Raw genomic sequence first — 19,120 nt, forward strand, 5'->3', positions numbered from 1 at the left:
TACCCTGAAGCGGTGGAGCTGCTCACCCTCGCCATCGCCGCACTGACGGCCATCGTCGTCGCCGCCGTGCTGTCGCGCCGCACCGGCATCGCCACTCCCCTGGTCCTGCTCGTCATCGGCATCGTCGTCAGCCTCGTCCCCAGCACTCCGGAGTTCTCGCTCGAGCCCGACTGGATCCTGCTCGGCGCGCTGCCCCCGCTGCTGTACGCCACCGCGGTGCAGGTGCCGGTCGTCGACCTGCGGCGCAGCCTGGGCATGATCACGTGGCTGTCGGTGACGCTGGTGGTCGCCTCCGCGCTGGTCGTCGGCGCTGCCGTCCACCTGGTCGTGCCGGAGGTGTCCTTCGCGGCCGGTGTGGCGCTGGGCGCGGTGGTCAGCCCCACCGACGCGGTCGCGGCCACCGCGATCGGCAAGCGTCTCGGACTCCCCCACCGGCTGATGACGGTGCTCGAGGGCGAGAGCCTCTTCAACGACGCGTCGGCCCTCGTGGTGCTGCGCACGGCGCTGCTGGCGATCACCGCCGGCTTCAGCCTCGGCGACGCCGTCCTCGACTTCCTCCGCGCCCTGGGCCTCGCGCTCGTCATCGGGTTCGCCGTGGGTCATGCCACGGTCTGGCTGCGCAGCAAGCTCGCCGACCCGGTCCTGATGACCGCCGTCAGCTTCATCGTGCCGTTCCTCGCCTTCCTCCCCGCCGAGGAGTCCGAGGCCTCGGGCGTGGTGGCCGTCGTCGTCGCCGGCCTCGTCACCGGGCACCACGGCGCCCGCCGGTTCACCGCTCGCGAGCGGCTCACCGAACGCACCAACTGGCTGACCCTCCAGTTCCTCGTCGAGAACGGCGTCTTCCTCCTCATGGGCCTGCAGGTCGAGGGCCTGCTCCGCGACCTCGACGAGTCCAACAGCACGTTCGGCGAGGTGCTCGTCGTCGCGGCGCTCGTGCTCGGTGTCCTCCTCGTGCTGCGCACCGCCTTCGTCGCCGTCCAGGTGCTGGCCTTCCGCCGGCAGCAGCCCAAGCTCGACGCCATGCGCGAGCGGCTCTCCCTCATCAGCGACCGCGTGGACTCGATGGCCGAGGAGCCCCGGGTGGCGGGCGAGCGTGGCCAACGGCGGCTGTCGCAGTTCCGGCGTCGCGTCCAGCGCGGCCAGGCGGACGTCGACTACCAGGAGAGCGAGCCGATCACGGCCCGCGGCGGCGCCGTGCTGTCGTGGGCCGGCATGCGCGGGGTGGTGACCCTCGCGGCGGCACTGACCATCGGCACCGACGTCGACGAGCGCACCCTGCTCATCACGGTCGCGTTCGTCGTCGCGGTCGCGTCCCTGCTGCTGTACGGCGGCACGCTGCCGCTGCTGATCCGCAGTCTCGGCGTCTCGGGCGTCGACCCCGACGAGGAGCGCGACGAGGTCGTCGACCTGTTCGGCGACATCACCGGTCGGGCGTCCGACGCCCTCGGACCGATCGACCGCATCGTCATCGACGGCCAGCGGATCGATCCGGGGGTCGCGGCCGAGCAACTGGGCTGGCTCGAACGGATCGAGGAGCGCCGTGGGGACACCACACCGGAGGCACTCACCCTCGCCTCGCAGCGCATGCTGCTCCACCGTCACTACATCTCGCTGATGCGTGACGCCCTGCACGAGGAGCAGGCGATCGGCGCCTACAGCACCGGAGCGCTCGCCCGCGCGTCCGCCCTCATCGACGCTCAGGAGCTGCGCCTCGAGCGATGAGCGTCAGCGACGGACCTCGCACTGTCGCAGGACCTCGCCGCTGAGGCAGCGGTCCCGGCCGGCGCCGCCGACGAGGTCGTCGCGACCCGGGCCACCCACGAGTAGGTCGTTGCGGGCACCGCCGAACAGACGGTCGCGGCCGCCACGGCCGTACGCGGTCACCTGCATGCCGCCACTCACCGACAGGCGGTCACGGCCCGCGCCGCCGACGTACGTCAACGGGCCGGGGCGTCCCGAGAAGCTGAGCTGCTCGACGCCCTCGTAGCGCGCTCGCTCCACCCCGGCGACCGTCACGTGCTTGCGCGGCACGCTGACGACGTAGCGCGACCCGCGGGGGAACTGCCGCTTCGGCGCCCGCAGCCGGACGGCGTCGCGCCCGTCGCCGCCGTCGACCTCGACCGTCTTCCCACGGACCAGGTCGGCGCTGATCTCGTCGTCGCCCGATCCGCCGTGCACGCTCGCGCCGTAGGACGCGAGGAGGAAGTCGTCGCCCTCGCCGCCGCCGATCGCGCTCCCCTTCCCTTGAGCCGTCACGCCGTCGTCCCCGCCGTCGCCGTAGAACCGGTCGCGGCCCTTCTCCCGCGAGAGGATCAGGTCGTCGCCCTCGCCGCCGCGCGCCACGTCGTCTCCCTCTCCGGGCTGGATGTCGTCGTTGCCGCCGAGACCGCGGATCCGGTCGTCGCCTGCTCCGCCGTCGAAGCGGTCCGGGCCGTTCGAGCCGGTCAGCTCGTCGTCGTACGCCGACCCGACGATGCCGCCGGAGTACGCCGGGACCACGATCGTGTCGTTGCCCTCACCGGTCGCCGTGCCGGCCGACAGGTCGACCACGACCGGACCGGGTGCGCCGTCGAACCACACCGTGTCGTACCTGGCCGGCCGGTCGACGTCGGCGACCTCTGCGGACGCCGGGTCGTCACCCATGTCGATGTAGTCGTCGCCGGGCCCGGGGGTGATGATGTCGCCGTCGTAGCCGTCGTCGGGCACGTACTCACCGTCGCGGCCGCCGAAGATCCGGTCGTCGCCGGGGCCGCCGACCAGTGTGTCGCCGCCGCCGGACCCGCAGATCGTGTCGTTGCCCGCGCCGCCGTCGATCCGGTCGGGGGCGATGCCGCCGAGGATCACGTCGTCACCCGGCGTCCCCACGGTCTGCACACCGGGCGTGACCACGATCGTGGGCACCTTCCCGTCGCACGTCGTCTCGGCCGTGGCCGGGCCGGTGGTCAGGCCGACGACACCGAACGGCGCCAGCGCGATCAGTGAGACAGCGGCAGGCATGCGTCGCATGGTTCTCCTCGAGGTGGGGCCCCCGGTCGGGGCAGCGAGAGTCTGACGCAGCGAGCGGGCCAGGAGTTGTGTGGAGAGCCGTCCTAGGTTGGACGCATGGCCCAGATCCCGACGTACGACCTGAACGACGGCACCTCGCTCCCCGCGATCGGCTTCGGCACCTATCCGCTGCGCGGCGAGGACGGCACCGCGGCCATGGTGTCCGCCCTGGAGGCGGGCTACCGGATGCTCGACACGGCGGTGAACTACGAGAACGAGACCGAGGTCGGCGAGGCGCTGCGTCGCTCCGGCCTGGCGCGCGACGAGGTCGTCGTGGCCAGCAAGATCCCCGGCCGCCACCACGCGTACGACGACGCGATCGCGTCCGTGCGCGGATCGATCGAGCGTCTCGGCGTGGAGCGCACGGACCTGCACCTGATCCACTGGCCCAACCCGTCGCAGGGCACGTACGTCGAGGCATGGCGTGCACTCGTGCAGCTGCAGGAGGACGGCCTGGTGCGCTCGATCGGCGTCTCCAACTTCACCGAGGAGCACCTCGCCCGGATCATCGACGACACCGGCGTCGTGCCGGCGGTCAACCAGGTCGAGCTGCACCCGCGCTTCCCGCAGGACCACATGCGCGAGGTCCACCACCGGCTCGGCATCCGCACCGAGGCGTGGAGCCCGATGGGCAAGCGCCGCGCTCCGCTCGACGAGGCCGCGGTCACCTCAGCGGCCGAGGCGCACGGCGTCTCCCCCGGCCAGGTCATCCTGCGCTGGCACGTGCAGCTCGGCTCGCTCCCGATCCCCAAGTCGGCCGATCCGGGGCGGCAGCGGCAGAACCTCGACGTGTTCGGCTTCGAGCTCAGCAGCGCCGAGATCGACGCGATCAGTGGTCTGGCGGAGGACGACGGGCGGCTCTTCGGCGGCGATCCGGACACCCACGAGGAGATGTGAGGGGACGCTCGTTAGAGTCGCGGGCATGCTGAAGACCACCGCACTCAAGCGCGGCGCGGCCGTCGCCGCCTGCTTGTCCGTCCTCGCGTTCGCCGGCTGCGGCAACGAGGGCGACGGCAACGACACCGCGACGGACACGACGAGCGAGAGCCCCAGCCAGAGCCCCTCGACCTCGGAGTCCAGCGAGGCCGGCGGGGACACCACGACGTGCGAGTACACCTCCGACGGCCAGGAGCCGGCGCGCGACGTCGACCCGCCGAAGCCCGAGGCCCCCGCCGAGGACACGCTCGACGCCACGATCACCACCAACTTCGGCGACATCGGCCTCACCCTCGACGCGGCGTCCGCACCGTGCACCGTCAACTCGTTCGTGTCGCTGGCCGACCAGGGCTTCTACGACGACACGCCCTGCCCGCGCATCGGCGACCAGGAGGGCTTCGGCATCCTCCAGTGCGGTGACCCGACCGGCACCGGCGCGGGCGGTGCGGGGTACTCCTTCCCCGACGAGCTCAGCGGCGACGAGACCTACCCCGCCGGCACGCTCGCGATGGCCAACGCCGGCCCCGACACGAACGGATCGCAGTTCTTCCTGGTCTTCCGCGACTCGCAGTTCCCGCCGAGCTACACGGTCTTCGGCACGATCGACGACGCCGGGCTCCAGACGCTCCAGGCCATCGCCAAGGAGGGCAACGACGCCTCCAACCCCGCGGGCGGGGGCGCGCCCAACAAGCCGGTGACCATCGAGAAGGTCACGGTCGGCTGAGCTCCTCGCCGGCGTCGAGGTAGACCACGTCCGCACCGAGCTGCACGGTCCGCGAGACCGTGCAGAGGCGGTCGCGGGACATCTCGATCGCGCCCCGCACGCGCGCGCGGGCCGCATCGCCGTCGGGACCGTCGGGGAAGGCGATGTCGAAGCTGACCCGTACCCCCGTCAGGTGGTTGCCGTGCTCGTCGCGGACCTTGGTGCCGTCGGCGTGGACGTCGTACGTCGTGCTGGTGGTGCGCTTGTGGGTGATCGCCTCGACGTCCATCGCGCTGCACCCGGCGATCGCGGCGAGCAGGAGCTCCACGGGCGTGAAGTCGGGGTCCTCTCCCCCGGTGCCCATGAACGTCTCCCCACCGCGGACGTTGGTCGCCTTGAAGCGTCCGGGGCCGATGCGGGTGAGCTCGACGCTGCGCGGGTCGCCGGTCGTGCCGTCCGGGGTCTGGTCGTCCATGCACGACACCCTGCCAGAGCGCGCTCCGGCAGGGTGTCGGTCCGCGGTCAGCGCGCGGTACGACGTGCCGCGCGGCGGGCGCGGCGCTCCTCGCGGCGGGCGATCTCCACGTCGCGCAGGAGCGCGCGGTCCTCGGCCGAGTGAGCCCGCGCGTCGACGAGGCTGAAGGCGAGGTGCAGCTGCGTGGTCATGGGAGATCTGTCCTTCCGAGGGCTTCCGGCCCTCATGTGCGTGACGGTGGAGTAAGAAGTACCCGCTCCTTTGCGGCCCTTACATGGTAGAGAACCGCGCGCCCCGCTCCGGCATTCCCGGCGTCGTGATCTCGGACACCGGTCGTGACCGCGTCGGGGCTAGGGTGCGAGCGTGACCATCGAGCGTGCGAGGCGGCCCGGACCGTCGGTGAGGACCCGCGTCGTCGAGCACGCCGGCCACGGCGACGAGGCGGCCGAGATCGCGCGCGAGGACCGGCTCGTGACCGAGGAGCCCCTCGAGATCCGCGTCCGGACCGGTGGCCTCGAGCCGCGGCGGGCCTGGGTCACGATGCGCACCCCGGGCCACGACTTCGAGCTCGCTGCCGGCTGGCTGGTCAACGAGGGCGTGGCGGCACCGGGAGCGATCGAGCAGGTCGCCTACTGCACCGACACCGACCTCGACCCGGAGCAGGAGTTCAACGTCGTCACCGTCGCCCTGCGCGGCGCGGCCGACCTGCCGCACCGCCACACCGCCGCGTCCGCGGGCTCATCGGCGTGCGGCGTGTGCGGGAAGGACAGCGTGGCGGAGGCCCTGCAGGTCCGGTCCGCCGCACCGTGGCCGGGAGCGCGCCCCGACGCGGACGTCGTACGACGGCTGCCGGAGGCGCTGCGTGAGCGACAGGACCTCTTCGCCCGGACGGGCGGCGTGCACGCGGCCGGCCTGGCCGAGGCCGACGGGACGCTGCTGGTGGTGCGCGAGGACGTCGGGCGGCACAACGCCGTCGACAAGGTCGTCGGTGCCCGGGTGCTCGCGGGCGAGCCTGCGGCGGCTGCGTGCCTCGTGCTGAGCGGCCGCGTGGGCTTCGAGCTGGTGCAGAAGGCAGCGGCGAGCGGGATCGGCTCGATCGTGGCCGTCGGGGCGCCCACGAGCCTCGCCGCGAGGCTGGCGAACGAGGCCGGGATCGCGCTCTGGGGCTTCACCTCGCCGGGTCGTTCGGTGAACTACTGCTGAGCCTTGATCCTCGCTGGCGGCGTGGTGGCCCGCGGGTGTCGGTGCCGCGTCATACGGTCGCCCCGTGCGCATCCTCCACACGTCCGACTGGCACCTGGGGAGGTCCTTCCACCGTGAGGACCTCCTGGGCCACCAGGGTGCGTTCATCGACCACCTGATCGACGTCGTGGAGGCCGAGAAGGTCGACGTCGTCGTCGTCTCGGGCGACGTCTACGACAGGGCGCTCCCGCACGTCGACGCCGTCGCCCTCGCCGACGAGACCTTCGCCCGTCTCGCCGCCTCCCGTGCCCGCGTCGTGGTCAGCAGCGGCAACCATGACAGCGCCCAGCGGCTCGGGTTCGGCGCGCGCCTGATGGACCACGCCGGCGTCCACGTCCGCACCGACGCCTCGTCGGTCGGCACGCCCGTCGTGCTCAAGGACCGCCACGGCGACGTGGCCATCCACGCGATCCCCTACCTCGACCCGTCCGCGCTCCTCGACCCCTGGTCGCTGGGCCACCGCAGCCACGAGGCGGCGCTGGCCGAGGCCATGAGGCGCGTCCGCGCCGACCTCGCGTCCCGCGGTCCGAAGGCGCGTTCCGTGGTGCTCGCCCACGCCTTCGTCGCCGGCGCCGAGCCGTCGGAGTCCGAGCGGGACATCAGCGTCGGTGGCGTGTCCCGTGTGGCGACCAGCGTCTTCGACGGCATCGACTACACCGCGCTCGGCCACCTCCACGGCTCGCACGTCCTCTCCCCCGGCCTGCGCTACTCCGGCTCGCCGTTGGCCTACTCGTTCTCCGAGGCCGACCAGGTCAAGGGGTCGTGGCTGGTCGAGCTCACCGCCAAGGGCTTCGGCAGCGCGAGCTGGATCGACGCCCCGGTCCCCCGCCGGCTCTCGCGCATCACGGGCAGGCTCGCCGAGCTCCTGAAGGACCCGACCCTCGCCGACCGCGAGGACGACTGGCTCCAGGTGACCCTCACCGACGTCCCGCGACCGGCCCGCGCGATGGAGCAGCTGCGGCGACGGTTCCCGCACACGCTGGTGCTGCAGTTCCCGCCGCCCGCCGCGGACCCGAAGGCACCGCCGCGTCCGGCCTCGGGCACGAGCGACCACGCGATCGCCCTCGACTTCGTCCGCCACGTGCGCGGCAGCAAGGCCACCAAGGCCGAGGCCGCGCTGCTCCAGGAGGCCGTCGACGGCTGCTGCCACGACCCCGACCAGGACGTGCTGATCGGCGTCGCCGAGAAGGCCGCAACAGTCGAGGCGGGTGGGGCCGGGTGAGGCTGCACCACCTCGAGGTCACCGCCTTCGGTCCTTTCGCCGGGACCACCACCGTCGACTTCGACGCGCTCTCCGACGCCGGCCTGTTCCTGCTGAGCGGGCCGACCGGAGCGGGCAAGTCGAGCGTGCTCGACGCGGTCTGCTTCGCCCTCTACGGCGACGTGCCGGGCGACCGCGCCGCCGCCAAGCGGCTCCGGTCCGACCACGCCGCCGACGACGTCGTGCCGCGCGTGGTGCTGGAGGCCACCCTGTCCGGGAGGCGCTTCCGGATCGACCGCTCGCCCGCCTGGACGCGCGCGAAGAAGCGGGGGTCCGGCACGACCACCGAGCAGGCCCGGGTCGTCATCTCCGAGCGGCGTGCCGGGACTGGTGACGGGGCAGGCGACGACGCGGAGTGGACCCCGCTCAGCACCAGGCTGGACGAGACCGGCCACCTGGTCACCCGCCTGGTCGGCATGACGCTCCCGCAGTTCTGCCAGGTCGCGATGCTGCCGCAGGGCCGCTTCCAGGCCTTCCTCCGAGCGCGCTCGGAGGAGCGGCACGACCTGCTCCAGCAGGTCTTCCAGACCGGCCGCTTCGACGACATCGAGCGGTGGCTGCGTGACCGCCGCGTCGAGCTCCGTCGTACGTCGCAGCAGCACGAGGCGGTCGTCGCCGACCTCGTGAGCCGGGTGAGCGAGGTCGCCGGAAGCGCTGCGCCCGACGGATGGACCGGGGACGCAGACGGGCTGCGCGCGTGGATGGGCGAGCTCACCACGTCTGCGGTCAGCGCCTCGGTCGCCCAGACCCTCCTCGTCGACGCCGCCTCCGCGGCCGAGGTCGCGGCCTCGGAGGAGTCCGCGGCCGGCATCGAGCTCGCCGGACGGCGGTCCACCTACGCTGCCGCCAGACGCGCCCGCGCCGGGCTCGACGCCGCTCAGGTCGAGCACGAGACCCGTCTGGACCGCGTCACCCAGGCGCAGCGCGCGGCTGGCGTACGCCCCCTCCACGAGCTCGCGGTCAGTGCCCGCGCGGAGGTGCGCCAGCTCGACCAGCTGAGCCGCGCCGCGCGCGACCGGTTGGCCGAGATGCTCGGCGTGACCCCGCTCGACGACCAGGAGATCGCCGAGCACCAACGCGCCGCCACCAGCACGCTCACCGAGATCGCGCGGGTGCGTCCCTTCCGGAGGCAGGCCTCCGACCTCGAGCGCCAGCTCGGCCGGCTGACCCGCGCGCGCGACGAGGCCGGCACCGAGCTCCTCCGCGTGCAGACGCGCGCGGAGGAGGTCCCGCAGGTGCTGGCTGCCCTCGAGCCCCGTCTGCAGGCGGCGCGCGAGTCCAAGGCGCTCGCCGAGGCGCTCACCGCCGATCTCGAGGTGCTGCGCTCGCGCACGCGCGCGGCCCGCACCGCGGAGTCGCTCACCACCCAGCTGCGAGGTGCGGAGCAGGCTCTCGCCGAGGCGACGCAGGCCCGACTGCTGGCGCGCGAGGCGCTGGTCGAGATCCGTGAGCAGCGACTCGACGGGATGGCGGCCGAGATCGCGGGCAAGCTCGCCGTCGGCGCCGACTGCCCGGTCTGCGGCTCGACCGACCACCCCCACCCGGCCAAGGCCGCTCCCGGCGCCCCCGACGAGGCGACCGAGCGCGAGGCGCGACGCGAGGTCGACGACCTCGAGGTGGTGGTCGAGGCACACGCCCAGCAGGTCCGCGGGATCGAGGCGCAGCGAGCGGCCGCGCTCGCCGAGTCCGGGGACTCCGTGGAGCACCTGCTCGTCGAGGAGGAGGCCACCCTGGCCAACCTCGAGCGCGCCCGCAGCGAGGCCTCCACGGTGGAGGCCTGGGTGGCCCGCGTGGAGGCGCTCACCTCCGAGCGCGACGCGCTGGCGCAGGAGCAGGCGGCGTTGAGCGCCACCACGACCCGCCTCGACACCGAGATCGCGGTGCTGGTCGCGAAGATCGAGGGGCTGCTCGAGCAGGTGGGGGCCGTCGTCCCGGACGCGGCGGACCTCGACGACCTCACCGCACACCTGCAGGAGGTCGAGCAGCTTGCCCGGGACTGCCTCGCCCAGACCGCCGAGCTGGGCCGCGCCCGCGCCACCGCCGCCAGCACCCAGGAGGCCGCCGACAGCGTCGCGGCAGCGGCCGGCTTCGACTCCTCCGCCTGGGCCGCCGCGGCTTGGCTCACCGACGCCGAGATCGCCGACCTCCAGCAGCAGATCGACCGTCACGAGCGCGAGGCGGCGCGCGTCGACGACCTGCTCGCCGATCAGCAGCTGGTCGAGTCCGCCGCGAGCGACCCGCCCGACCTCGAGGCCCTCGCTCAAGCGCACCACCGTGCCAAGGAGCACGCGGCGCAGGCCCGCGAGACCGACATGCGGCTGCGAGACCGGGGCCGTCGCCTGCGCGGGCTGTCCGACGAGATGGACGACGCCCTGTCCGCCTGGGCGCCGGTGCGCGCCGAGCTCGACCTCACGGCCGACCTGGCTGCCCTCGTCGAGGGCAAGCACGCCGACAACCGGTTCCAGATGCGTCTGTCCGCCTACGTCCTGGCCCACCGGCTGGGCCAGGTGGTCGACGCCGCCAACCTCCGGCTCGCGACCATGAGCGGCCAGCGCTACTCGCTCGTGCACACCGGTCAGCGCGGCGCCGGCGAGACCCGCGGCGGTCTCAGCCTGCTGGTGCGCGACGACTGGACCGGCGACTCACGGGATCCCGCGACCCTGTCGGGCGGCGAGACGTTCGTGGTGTCCCTGGCGCTCGCGCTGGGCCTCGCCGACGTGATCACCGACGAGGCCGGCGGCACCGACCTCGACACGCTGTTCGTCGACGAGGGCTTCGGCTCCCTCGACTCCGAGACCCTCGAGGACGTGATGGACACCCTCGACACGCTGCGCGACGGCGGCCGGGTCGTGGGCGTGGTCAGCCACGTGCCCGAGCTCCAGACCCGCATCCCGACGCAGCTGCGCGTGCACCGCAGCCGCAACGGCAGCCACACCTCGCTCAGCCTCGGCTAGCCCGTCCGCTAGGTTCGGGAGCATGAGTGCGCCCGGGCTCGACCCGACCTTCAACGACCTGCCGCACCGCCGGCTCGGCGACGTGGCCCTCGCCCGGGCGCAGGAGCTCGGCGCCAGCCACGCGGACTTCCGGTTCGAGCGCAACCGCTACCAGTACCTCGGCGCGCGCGACGGTGTCCTGCAGACGGCGAGCGACGCCGAGGACCTCGGCTTCGCCGTCCGCGTCGTGCACGGCGGCGCCTGGGGCTTCGCCTCGGGTGTCGTGCTGACCGACGACGAGGCACGCCGGGTAGCCGAGACCGCGGTGTCGGTCGCCAAGGTCGCCGCGTCGATGACCACCACGCCCGTCGAGCTGGCCGCCGAGCCGGTCCACGACGACGTCACCTGGATCTCGGGCTACGACGTCAACCCGCTCGAGGTGCCCACCCGCGAGAAGGCCGCGCTGCTGGTCGACTGGACCGATCGGCTCCGCACGGGAGTGGTCGCGCACGCCACCGCGTTCCTGCAGCAGGTGCAGGAGAACAAGTACTACGCCGACCTCGCCGGCACCCGGACGACCCAGCAGCGCGTACGGCTCCAGCCGGGGTTCGAGGCGACCGGCGAGGACGCCGACACCGGCATCTTCGACTCGATGGCCTCGATCGCCCCGCCGGTCGGTCGCGGCTGGGAGTACCTCGACGGCTCGCACTGGGACTGGGACACCGAGATCGCCGAGGTGCCCGACCTCCTCGCGGAGAAGCTCAAGGCGCCGAGCGTCGAGTCGGGGACCTACGACCTCGTCGTCGACCCGTCGAACCTCTGGCTCACGATCCACGAGTCCATCGGCCACGCGACCGAGCTCGACCGCGCGCTCGGTTACGAGGCCAACTACGCCGGCACGTCGTTCGCGACCTACGACAAGCTCGGCACGCTCCAGTACGGCTCGCCGGTGATGAACGTCCAGGGCGACCGCACGCAGGCACACGGCCTGGCCACCGTCGGTTTCGACGACGAGGGCGTGCAGACGCAGACCTGGGACATCGTCCGCGACGGCGTCCTCGTGGGCTACCAGCTCGACCGGTCGATGGGCCACCTCAAGCCCGAGCTCAACGGCGGGCGGTCCAACGGCTGCGCGTACGCCGACTCCCCCGGCCACATCCCCATCCAGCGGATGGCCAACGTCTCGCTGATGCCCGGGACCGACGGCCTCTCCACCGACGACCTCATCGGCAAGGTCGAGCGCGGGATCTACGTCGTCGGTGACAAGTCGTGGAGCATCGACATGCAGCGGTTCAACTTCCAGTTCACCGGGCAGCGGTTCTACAGGATCACCGACGGCAGGCTGGACGGGATGCTGCGCGACGTGGCCTACCAGGCGACCACCACGGACTTCTGGGGCTCGATGGAGGCCGTGGGCGGCCAGGGCACCTGGGTCCTCGGCGGCGCCTTCAACTGCGGCAAGGCCCAGCCCGGGCAGGTGGCGGCCGTCAGCCACGGCTGTCCGAGTGCCCTGTTCCGCGGGGTCAACATCCTCAACACGATCGACGAGGCGGGACACTGATGACCACGCTGCGCACCACTCCCCAGCAGCTCGTCGAGCACGCGCTCGCGACCTCGACGGCCGACGACTGCATCGTCATCGTCCGCGACTCCACGAGCGCCAACCTGCGCTGGGCCAACAACACCCTCACGACCAACGGCGTGATGACCGAGGTCGCCGTGACCGTGGTCAGCTTCGCCTCGGTCGACGGCGGGATCGCCACGGGATCGGTCTCCGGGAGCGCGGCCACGACCGACCAGGTCGGTGCTCTCGTCGAGGCCGCCGACGCCGCGGCGCGCGCGGGGTCACCGGCCGAGGACGCCGCCGAGCTGGTCGCCGACCGGACGTCCCCCGACTGGGACACCGAGCCGGAGACCACCGACATCGGCGTCTACGACGCCTTCGCTCCCGCCCTCGGTGAGGCGTTCCGCGAGGCCACGGGCGAGGACCGGTTGCTCTACGGCTTCGTGAACCACGAGGTCACGACGGTCTACCTGGGCTCCTCGCGTGGGCTGCGCCTGCGCCACGTGCAACCGACCGGCCACTACGCGTGCACGGGCAAGGACACCTCACTCACCCGCAGCGCCTGGACCGGTGGCGCCACGCGCGACTTCCGGGACGTCGACGCCGCCGCGATGGCCGCGACCGTCAAGCAGCGACTCGCGTGGGCGGAGCGACGGGTCGACCTGCCGGCCGGCCGCTACGACACGATCCTGCCGCCCTCGTCGGTCGCCGACCTGATGATCGACGCGTACTGGGGCGCGGGTGCCCGCGTCGCCCACGAGGGCGAGTCGGTCTACAGCCGGCGCGGTGGCGGCACCCGCATCCACGACAAGGTCGCCGCCCCCGGCGTGAGCCTGTTCTCCGACCCGGCCTACGCCGGCCTCGAGTGCGCGCCGTTCGTCATCGCGGGTGCGTCGGACAACACCGACTCGGTCTTCGACAACGGGCTCGCGCTCGAGCGCACCGACTGGATCCAGGACGGCCTGCTGACCGGCCTCATCCAGACCCGCCACTCCGCCGGGATGACCGGTCAGCCGGTGACGCCGATGATCGACAACCTCGTCCTCGAGGTCGGCGACGGCGCCGGCACGATCGACGACCTGGTCGCCGGCACGCAGCGGGGCCTGCTGCTCACCTGCCTCTGGTACATCCGCGAGGTGGACCCGCAGACCATGCTGCTCACCGGACTGACCCGCGACGGGGTGTACGTCGTCGAGGACGGCGAGATCGTCGGCGCGGCCAACAACTTCCGCTGGAACGAGAGCCCGATCGACCTGCTCAACCGCTTCAGCGCCGCCACCACGTCGGTCCCGAGCTTCAGTCGCGAGTGGGGCGACGACTACTTCTCCCGCACCGCCACCCCGGCCCTTCGCATCCCCGACTTCAACATGTCCAGCGTCTCCCAAGGCGTCTGAGGATGCTCCTGCTCAGGTGAGGCGCTGGACGCGCTGGCGGTGCTGGGACTTGTTGTCGCCGTCGATGTCGGAGTCGCGGGTGCGGGAGATGTGGTCGACCTTCTCCTGGCTGCCCCGGACGGGCTGGGCGGCGATGAGGGTGTCGCGCTCGTAGGCGTGGGACTTGTCGGTGTTGCGGTAGTAGCGGTAGAGCGCCCAGTAGGTCGCCGCACCGCCCGCGGGACCGGCCGCGAGGATCCACGCAGGCACGCCGTCGCTCGCCATCACCACCACGTGGGCCAGGTCGACGATCATGACGTCGCCACCAGGAGCCAGCCGGCGATGCCCTCGAGGAACGTGCCGACCGTGAAGGCCGCCGCGAGCAGCCGCCACTGCGAGACGGGGACGCTGCCCATGGTCTCCCCCGTCCGGGCGTTGACCGCGATGTAGTGCAGCATCCTGGTGTTCTCCTGGTAGTAGGAGTAGAGCCACACCGGCAGGTACATCGAGACCCACCGCGACCCGCCCACGTCCACCTTCTCGGCCTCCCAGCGCACGCCGCGGTCGAACTGCCCCAGCGAGCCCTCGACCTGTGAGCGCCCGATCGAGAGCAGCTGGTCCTGCAGCACCGGCTCGAGGTCCGCGACGTCGAGGTCGCGCTTCTCGCTGGTGAAGCCGACGAGGTAGCTGGAGTTCCACTGGACGGCGTTCTTGGTGTCGAACGGCAGCACCGTGTTGACGATGTTGTTGGTCGTCGAGCCGTCGAAGTTCGCCCGGTCGGCCGCGCCCTCGACCGTCAGGTCGTCGACGGTGAAGGCGACCGACCGGTCGACGCGGTAGACGTCGGCGGCGTAGTAGGTGGTCGAGCTGTCCCCGTGCTTCTCGGTCCAGCGGCGGGTCTGCACCTCCCCCTGGCCGACGTACGACGCCTCGGCGCTCGCGTCGATGACGAGGTAGGGCAGGTAGACGCCGAGGACGTTGTCCGGGACGAACTCCTTCTTGAAGCGCGGGTGCGCGAACAACCGCCGCTTGGAGGCGAACTCGCGGATCTTCTCGACCGCCTCCGCGTGGGTCAGCCGGAACGGCAGCACCGCGTCGGGCACCGCGCCGTTGGGCGTGCGCTGGTTGACGTTGAGCGTGTGGCGGCACCAGTGGCACCGCGCGTTCATCGCGTGCGCGGTGTCCACGACGACGTCGGCACCGCAACCGGTGCAGGTCATGGTGATCACGTCCTCGTCGGACGAGATCTCCCCGGCTCCCCCGGCGATGACCGTCCCCTCGAGCTGGTCGATGCCGACCCCGAGGCCGAACTCCTCCTCGACCCGCGCCTCGGACAACTCGTGGCGGCAGAACAGGCAGATCAGCCGGCCGGTCGAGGCGCGCTGGCGCACGTCGGTCGACCCGCACTTGGGGCACCGGTTGACGCCGTCGGCCAACGACTCGTTGACCATCTCGATGCTCGGGCCGGGCTCGGGCTCGGCGCGAGCAGCCGCCAGCTCCTCCTCGAGCGAGAGCGGTGGCCCGTCGAAGACCGGGGCGTCCGGGTCGCGCGGAGGCGGGTCGGACGGCGACCCCGGGGACGACACGTCGGACGGCTCAGAGGCCAAGAGCCTTGGCCTTCGCCGCGTCGTAGTCCTCCTGCGTGATGAGACCGCCGTCGAGCATGTCCTTGGCGCGCTTGAGCACGGCGACCGGGTCCTCGGCGGCGGGCTCGGCCGGAGTGGCGGGAGCAGCCGGCGCCGCAGCAGGTGCGGCCGGCGCGGGTTGGCTGGTCGGCTGCTGGAGCCCGCCGAGCCCCATCCCGCCCGTGGCCATGCCCATCCCGATCAGGCCGCCCGGTCCGGCGTTCTCCCCGGCCGCCTCGATGCCGGCCGCGACCGACGCCTGCAGGTTGGAGTTGCCGCGCGAGCCGGACAGGGCGTCGGCGCGCTGGACGTTCTTGAGCAGCTCGCGGGTGTTCTCGTCGTACTCGATCGAGATGATCGCGGTCTTGACGATCTCCAGGCCGCGGTCGGTGCGCCACCGGTAGTTCTCCTCGACCGCCGCGGAGAGCGACTGCGCGAACCCGATGGAGTCCTGCTGCAGCCGCGCTATCCGGTTCCCCTTGGCGGGGTCGTTGGTGTACATCGAGAACGCGGGCGCGAGCGAGCCGACGACCTCGTTGAAGAGCTGCTCGCCGGCCGGGTTGTCGATGTCGGTGAAGTCGAAGACGCCTCCCCCGGTGATCACGTCGGCGGACACGAAGTTGCGGATGAAGGTCAGCGGGTCGGTGATCTTCAGGGTGTACGTGCCGCGGGTGATGGCACCGACCTGGGTGTTGAGGAAGGCGTCGTCCCAGTAGATCTCGGACTGCGTGCCGAACTTGTTGTTGGGCAGCTCCTTCAGCGTCACGAAGACCGCGGTCTGCTGGCTGCTCGGTCGGCCACCGAACTTGAAGCGCTCCCAGCTCTGCTTGATCAGCGAGTCGACCAGGCCGCCACCGGAGAAGACCGACTGCGAAGCGGTCTCGTCGGAGTCCCACACGTAGCCGCCGGGCTGGGCGGCGAAGCCGGTGAACGCGCCGTCCTGCAGCAGGACCAGGCCGTAGCCCTCGGGCACCACGATCTTGGAGCCGTTGGTGATGACCCCGTCGGAGGCGCCGGCGTTGGCGCCCCGGCCCTGGTTCTGGTCGCGGCGCACAGCGGGGAAGACCGCTGCGGTGGCGGGCAGCCCGTCGGGCACCGTGTAGAAGTCGAGCCACTGGTCGGCCAGCGTGCCGCCGATCGCACCGCTCACTGCCTGGAAGAGTCCCATGCCGTCCGTCCCTCAAACGTCCCGTGCGGGTGCCCTGCCGCCCCCGACCGCCGCCACACTAGCGCTCGTCGCGATGTCCGGGCAGGTGCTTCGCGACCTCAGCGTGCCCCGGTCTGGAGCGCGGTCCAGGTCTCCTTCGTGACGACGCCGGTCGGGTCCAGGCCGACCCGGCGCTGGTAGCGGGCGACCGCCACGGCGGTGCGGTCCGTGACGACCCCCGTGGAGCTCGCCGAGCGGATGCCGGCGGCCCGCAGGGCGCGCTGGAGGCGCAGGGCCGACTTCCCGGACGAGCCGACCTTCATCAGCGGCGACGAGCCGCGGGCGAAGAGAGCCGTCCAGGTCGCCGCATCCGGCTTGCCCGTCTCGACCAGGTCGGAGCGGCGCTGGAACCTCTCCAGCGCACGTACGACGTCCCGGTCGAGGCGGCCGTCGAGCTTCCCCTTGTAGCGGGCGTTCGTGCGCAGCAGGCACTGGAGCGCCGTGACCCGGTCGCCGCGGCCGCCGGGCTTGAGGCGAGGGTAGGTCGGGAAGTCGAGGCGGGTCCGGCCGCATCCGAGCGTCTTCCGGGGCGCCTGCGAGCCGCCGTCGAGGTCGAGGAAGTTGCGGTCGACCGTGAGCGGGACACCGCCGTAGGCGAGCGTCGTGTGGGCCTCGTACTGGTGGACGCGCTCGCCCTGCCAGCTGTCGGCCCGCACCCACCGTGGGTCGATGTCGGCGTCGGCCTCGCCGTTGTACCAGGCGTACCAGACCTGGTCGGGCATCTCGTACGACCCCGGCGAGAGGTTGGCCGCGTTGTCCAGGACATGGATCCCGGCCGACACGCTGGAGTAGACGCCCGAGCGCCGGCCCATCGCGTGCAGCTGGGAGGTCCAGCCACTGAGGAAGCGCAGCGCCGAGCGGCGGCAGTGGGTGTCCGCGACGTCCCACCCGCCCTCGAGGTCGTACCAGAGCGTGGTGGAGGCCGGGAGCCCGAGCTCGCCCGCGCGTGCCACCGCCGCGGCGGCCTCGGCGCGGCCCCGGGCGTCGGCGGCGGCGTAGTCGCCGGCCGGGTTCGCGTCGATGCGGTCGGCGTAGGAGGAGCACGCGGTCTGCGGCCCGACCCAGATCGGCAGCACCCGCCAGCCATTGCGTCGCTGCTGGGCGACCCAGGTGGCGTCGAGGTGCGGCTGGCCCGGGTCGGTTGCCGTCGGCTGGCACGAGGCGGTGGAACCGCCGATGTAGACGCCGACGCCCCAGAACGGCGACGACGTGAGCCACGCGTCCATCTCCTCCTGGGTGGGCGCGCAGCGGGCGTCGAAGGCGTAGCCGGTGAGGCCGTCGGGACGGCGGTCCGCCGCCTGGGCGGCGCCGCCCCCGAGCAGCGTGGTGCAGACGGCGAGCGCAAGGGCCACGACGGCGGCGCGCGCAGGCAGGACGGGCAGGACAGGCAGGACAGGCATGGTGGTTCTCCCCCGAGACGACATGTCCGGAGACCCTAGCGCGGGTGCCCGCCGGGGATGTCGACGTAGGGGTCGTAGGGCGTGCGCGTGTAGACGAACGTCGCGCACTCGAGGTGGCTGATCGACCCGCTCGAGCGCCGTACGACGTCGAGCGTCTCGCCGCGGTGGTAGCCCATCACGCCCGTCAGGACGCCCTCCCCGGTGAGCTCGAACCGCTCCCACAGCAGCCCGCCGCGGGCCATCTGCCGCAGCTCCAGCCCCTGGTTGTGCCAGCGCATCTCGTAGGCCGTGTTGCCCCAGAACCACACGCCCGGGACGCCGATCACCTCGCTCGGCAGCGCGGTGGTCGGACGCCACGGTGCCGGCCGCTCGTCGGAGGCGTCCGGGTCGCCCTCGATGAGCGAGATCGCGAGCTCCCTGGGCGAGATGCCGGTCGTCGCGTTGGTGAGCACCACCGACCCGATGCCGCTGTCCGGGTCGACCTGCAGCGACGCCATGAAGCCGGGCATCGAGCCGTCGTGGCCGACGAGGCGGCCGCCGGGGTGGACGCCCAGCATCAGGCCCAGCCCGTAGGTCGGCGTGACCGGTCGCCCCATCTCCTCCAGCGTCGAGGGCGCGATCACCTGCGGGTGCACACCCGCAAGCACCTGGCCCCACGTCACGAGGTCGGCCAGCGTGGACCAGAGCTGGCCCGCCGGCGCCATCGCGCCCGTCTCGGTCAGCGGCTCGTGCACCCGGATGCCGGTGAAGTGGTCGACGCTCCAGCCGGCCTGCGCACCGGGCCGAGGCAGGTACGACGTCGAGCGCATGCCCAGCGGCCGGAAGAGCCGGTCGTTGACGAGGTCGCGCCACCGGCCACCGAACCTCCGCGCGACCACCTCGCCGAGCAGGCCGTAGCCCAGGTTGGAGTAGTGGAACCACTCCCCCGGCCCGGCCACGCGTCCGGAGCCGTCGTTGGCGGCCACCAGGGTGGCGAAGTCGCTGCCGCGGGTGCGTTCCCACCACTGCCCACGCGGCTCGCTCTGCATGCCCGAGACGTGTGCGAGCGCGTCGCGCACGGTCACCTCGCCGTAGCCGATCTCGCCGAGGTGGACCGACAGATGGTCATCGAGGTCGAGCAGCCCCTCGTCACGTGCCTGCATCACCAGGACCGCGGTCATCGTCTTGGTGATCGAGCCGATGCGGTACTGCCCGTCGAGACCCGGCGCGTCACCGGCGCCGCCGGCCCACACCGCGCCGTAGCGGTCGAAGACGGCGCCGACCACCGACGTCAGCCGGCCGTCGGCCTGCGCGACGTCCAGCAGCCGCTGCCGTTGGTCACTCACGGCACCGACCCTAGCTGCGGCCGGTCGCCGC

At 72.5% G+C, this 19,120-nt stretch carries 16 protein-coding genes; 8 read left to right on the plus strand and 8 right to left on the minus strand.

Annotation, left to right across the window (positions count from 1 at the left end; all coding sequences use genetic code 11):
- Positions 1-12: 12 nt before the first annotated feature.
- On the plus strand, positions 13-1,722 hold the full coding sequence (locus L2K70_RS09025) for a cation:proton antiporter (RefSeq protein ID WP_236401456.1): 1,710 nt from the start codon (positions 13-15) through the stop codon (positions 1,720-1,722).
- Positions 1,723-1,725: 3 nt separating this feature from the next.
- Here L2K70_RS09025 and L2K70_RS09030 read toward each other — a convergent pair whose 3' ends face one another.
- The gene (locus L2K70_RS09030; protein WP_236401458.1) at positions 1,726-2,997 is read right to left on the minus strand and encodes a calcium-binding protein; all 1,272 of its coding nucleotides are present in this window, start codon (positions 2,995-2,997) and stop codon (positions 1,726-1,728) included.
- A gap of 105 nt (positions 2,998-3,102) precedes the next feature.
- On the opposite strand from L2K70_RS09030, the gene L2K70_RS09035 reads away from it, so the two are divergent.
- Complete coding sequence (locus L2K70_RS09035; protein ID WP_236401460.1) at positions 3,103-3,942, plus strand: aldo/keto reductase; 840 nt, start codon at positions 3,103-3,105, stop codon at positions 3,940-3,942.
- A 25-nt stretch (positions 3,943-3,967) separates the two neighbouring features.
- Complete coding sequence (locus L2K70_RS09040; protein WP_236401462.1) at positions 3,968-4,705, plus strand: peptidylprolyl isomerase; 738 nt, start codon at positions 3,968-3,970, stop codon at positions 4,703-4,705.
- Here L2K70_RS09040 and L2K70_RS09045 read toward each other — a convergent pair.
- Together L2K70_RS09045 and L2K70_RS09050 are read right to left on the minus strand one after the other, a co-directional pair.
- Positions 4,692-5,159, minus strand: a complete 468-nt coding sequence (locus L2K70_RS09045) for an OsmC family protein (RefSeq protein WP_236401464.1) — start codon at positions 5,157-5,159, stop codon at positions 4,692-4,694. The genes L2K70_RS09040 and L2K70_RS09045 overlap by 14 nt on opposite strands.
- Positions 5,160-5,206: 47 nt before the next feature.
- Positions 5,207-5,350 (minus strand): hypothetical protein, encoded by a 144-nt coding sequence (locus L2K70_RS09050; RefSeq protein WP_236401466.1) that lies wholly within the window; start codon positions 5,348-5,350, stop codon positions 5,207-5,209.
- A 172-nt stretch (positions 5,351-5,522) separates the two neighbouring features.
- Here L2K70_RS09050 and L2K70_RS09055 point away from each other — a divergent pair, with 172 nt between their 5' ends.
- The 5 genes from L2K70_RS09055 to L2K70_RS09075 all read left to right on the plus strand — a co-directional run bounded on the left by L2K70_RS09055 (position 5,523) and on the right by L2K70_RS09075 (position 13,553).
- Positions 5,523-6,362 carry a formate dehydrogenase accessory sulfurtransferase FdhD gene (locus L2K70_RS09055; protein WP_236401468.1) on the plus strand — a complete coding sequence of 280 codons (840 nt, stop codon included), beginning with the start codon at positions 5,523-5,525 and terminating at the stop codon, positions 6,360-6,362.
- A 64-nt stretch (positions 6,363-6,426) separates the two neighbouring features.
- Positions 6,427-7,623, plus strand: a complete 1,197-nt coding sequence (locus L2K70_RS09060) for an exonuclease SbcCD subunit D (protein ID WP_236401470.1) — start codon at positions 6,427-6,429, stop codon at positions 7,621-7,623.
- Complete coding sequence (locus L2K70_RS09065) at positions 7,620-10,616, plus strand: AAA family ATPase (protein ID WP_236401472.1); 2,997 nt, start codon at positions 7,620-7,622, stop codon at positions 10,614-10,616. The genes L2K70_RS09060 and L2K70_RS09065 overlap by 4 nt, the downstream gene beginning before the upstream one ends.
- A gap of 22 nt (positions 10,617-10,638) precedes the next feature.
- The gene (locus L2K70_RS09070; RefSeq protein WP_236401474.1) at positions 10,639-12,156 is read left to right on the plus strand and encodes a TldD/PmbA family protein; all 1,518 of its coding nucleotides are present in this window, start codon (positions 10,639-10,641) and stop codon (positions 12,154-12,156) included.
- Entirely contained in the window at positions 12,156-13,553 is a 1,398-nt protein-coding gene (locus L2K70_RS09075; RefSeq protein WP_236401476.1) for a metallopeptidase TldD-related protein, read from the plus strand. Before L2K70_RS09070 ends, L2K70_RS09075 begins: the two co-directional genes overlap by 1 nt.
- Positions 13,554-13,565: 12 nt before the next feature.
- Here the strand turns inward: L2K70_RS09075 and L2K70_RS09080 are convergent, their stop codons facing one another.
- From L2K70_RS09080 to L2K70_RS09100, 5 genes are all read right to left on the minus strand, one after another.
- Positions 13,566-13,847, minus strand: a complete 282-nt coding sequence (locus tag L2K70_RS09080) for a hypothetical protein (RefSeq protein WP_236401478.1) — start codon at positions 13,845-13,847, stop codon at positions 13,566-13,568.
- Entirely contained in the window at positions 13,844-15,118 is a 1,275-nt protein-coding gene (locus L2K70_RS09085; protein ID WP_236401479.1) for a hypothetical protein, read from the minus strand. The genes L2K70_RS09080 and L2K70_RS09085 overlap by 4 nt, the downstream gene beginning before the upstream one ends.
- Positions 15,119-15,128: 10 nt before the next feature.
- Entirely contained in the window at positions 15,129-16,325 is a 1,197-nt protein-coding gene (locus L2K70_RS09090) for an SPFH domain-containing protein (RefSeq protein ID WP_236401481.1), read from the minus strand.
- A gap of 98 nt (positions 16,326-16,423) precedes the next feature.
- Positions 16,424-17,764: a glycoside hydrolase domain-containing protein gene (locus L2K70_RS09095; RefSeq protein WP_236401483.1), complete on the minus strand. Its 1,341-nt coding sequence runs from the start codon at positions 17,762-17,764 to the stop codon at positions 16,424-16,426.
- 35 nt (positions 17,765-17,799) lie between these two features.
- Entirely contained in the window at positions 17,800-19,089 is a 1,290-nt protein-coding gene (locus L2K70_RS09100) for a serine hydrolase domain-containing protein (RefSeq protein WP_236401485.1), read from the minus strand.
- Positions 19,090-19,120: the final 31 nt, after the last annotated feature.

This window comes from Nocardioides potassii (assembly GCF_021648885.1).
Lineage (GTDB): Bacteria > Actinomycetota > Actinomycetes > Propionibacteriales > Nocardioidaceae > Nocardioides > Nocardioides potassii.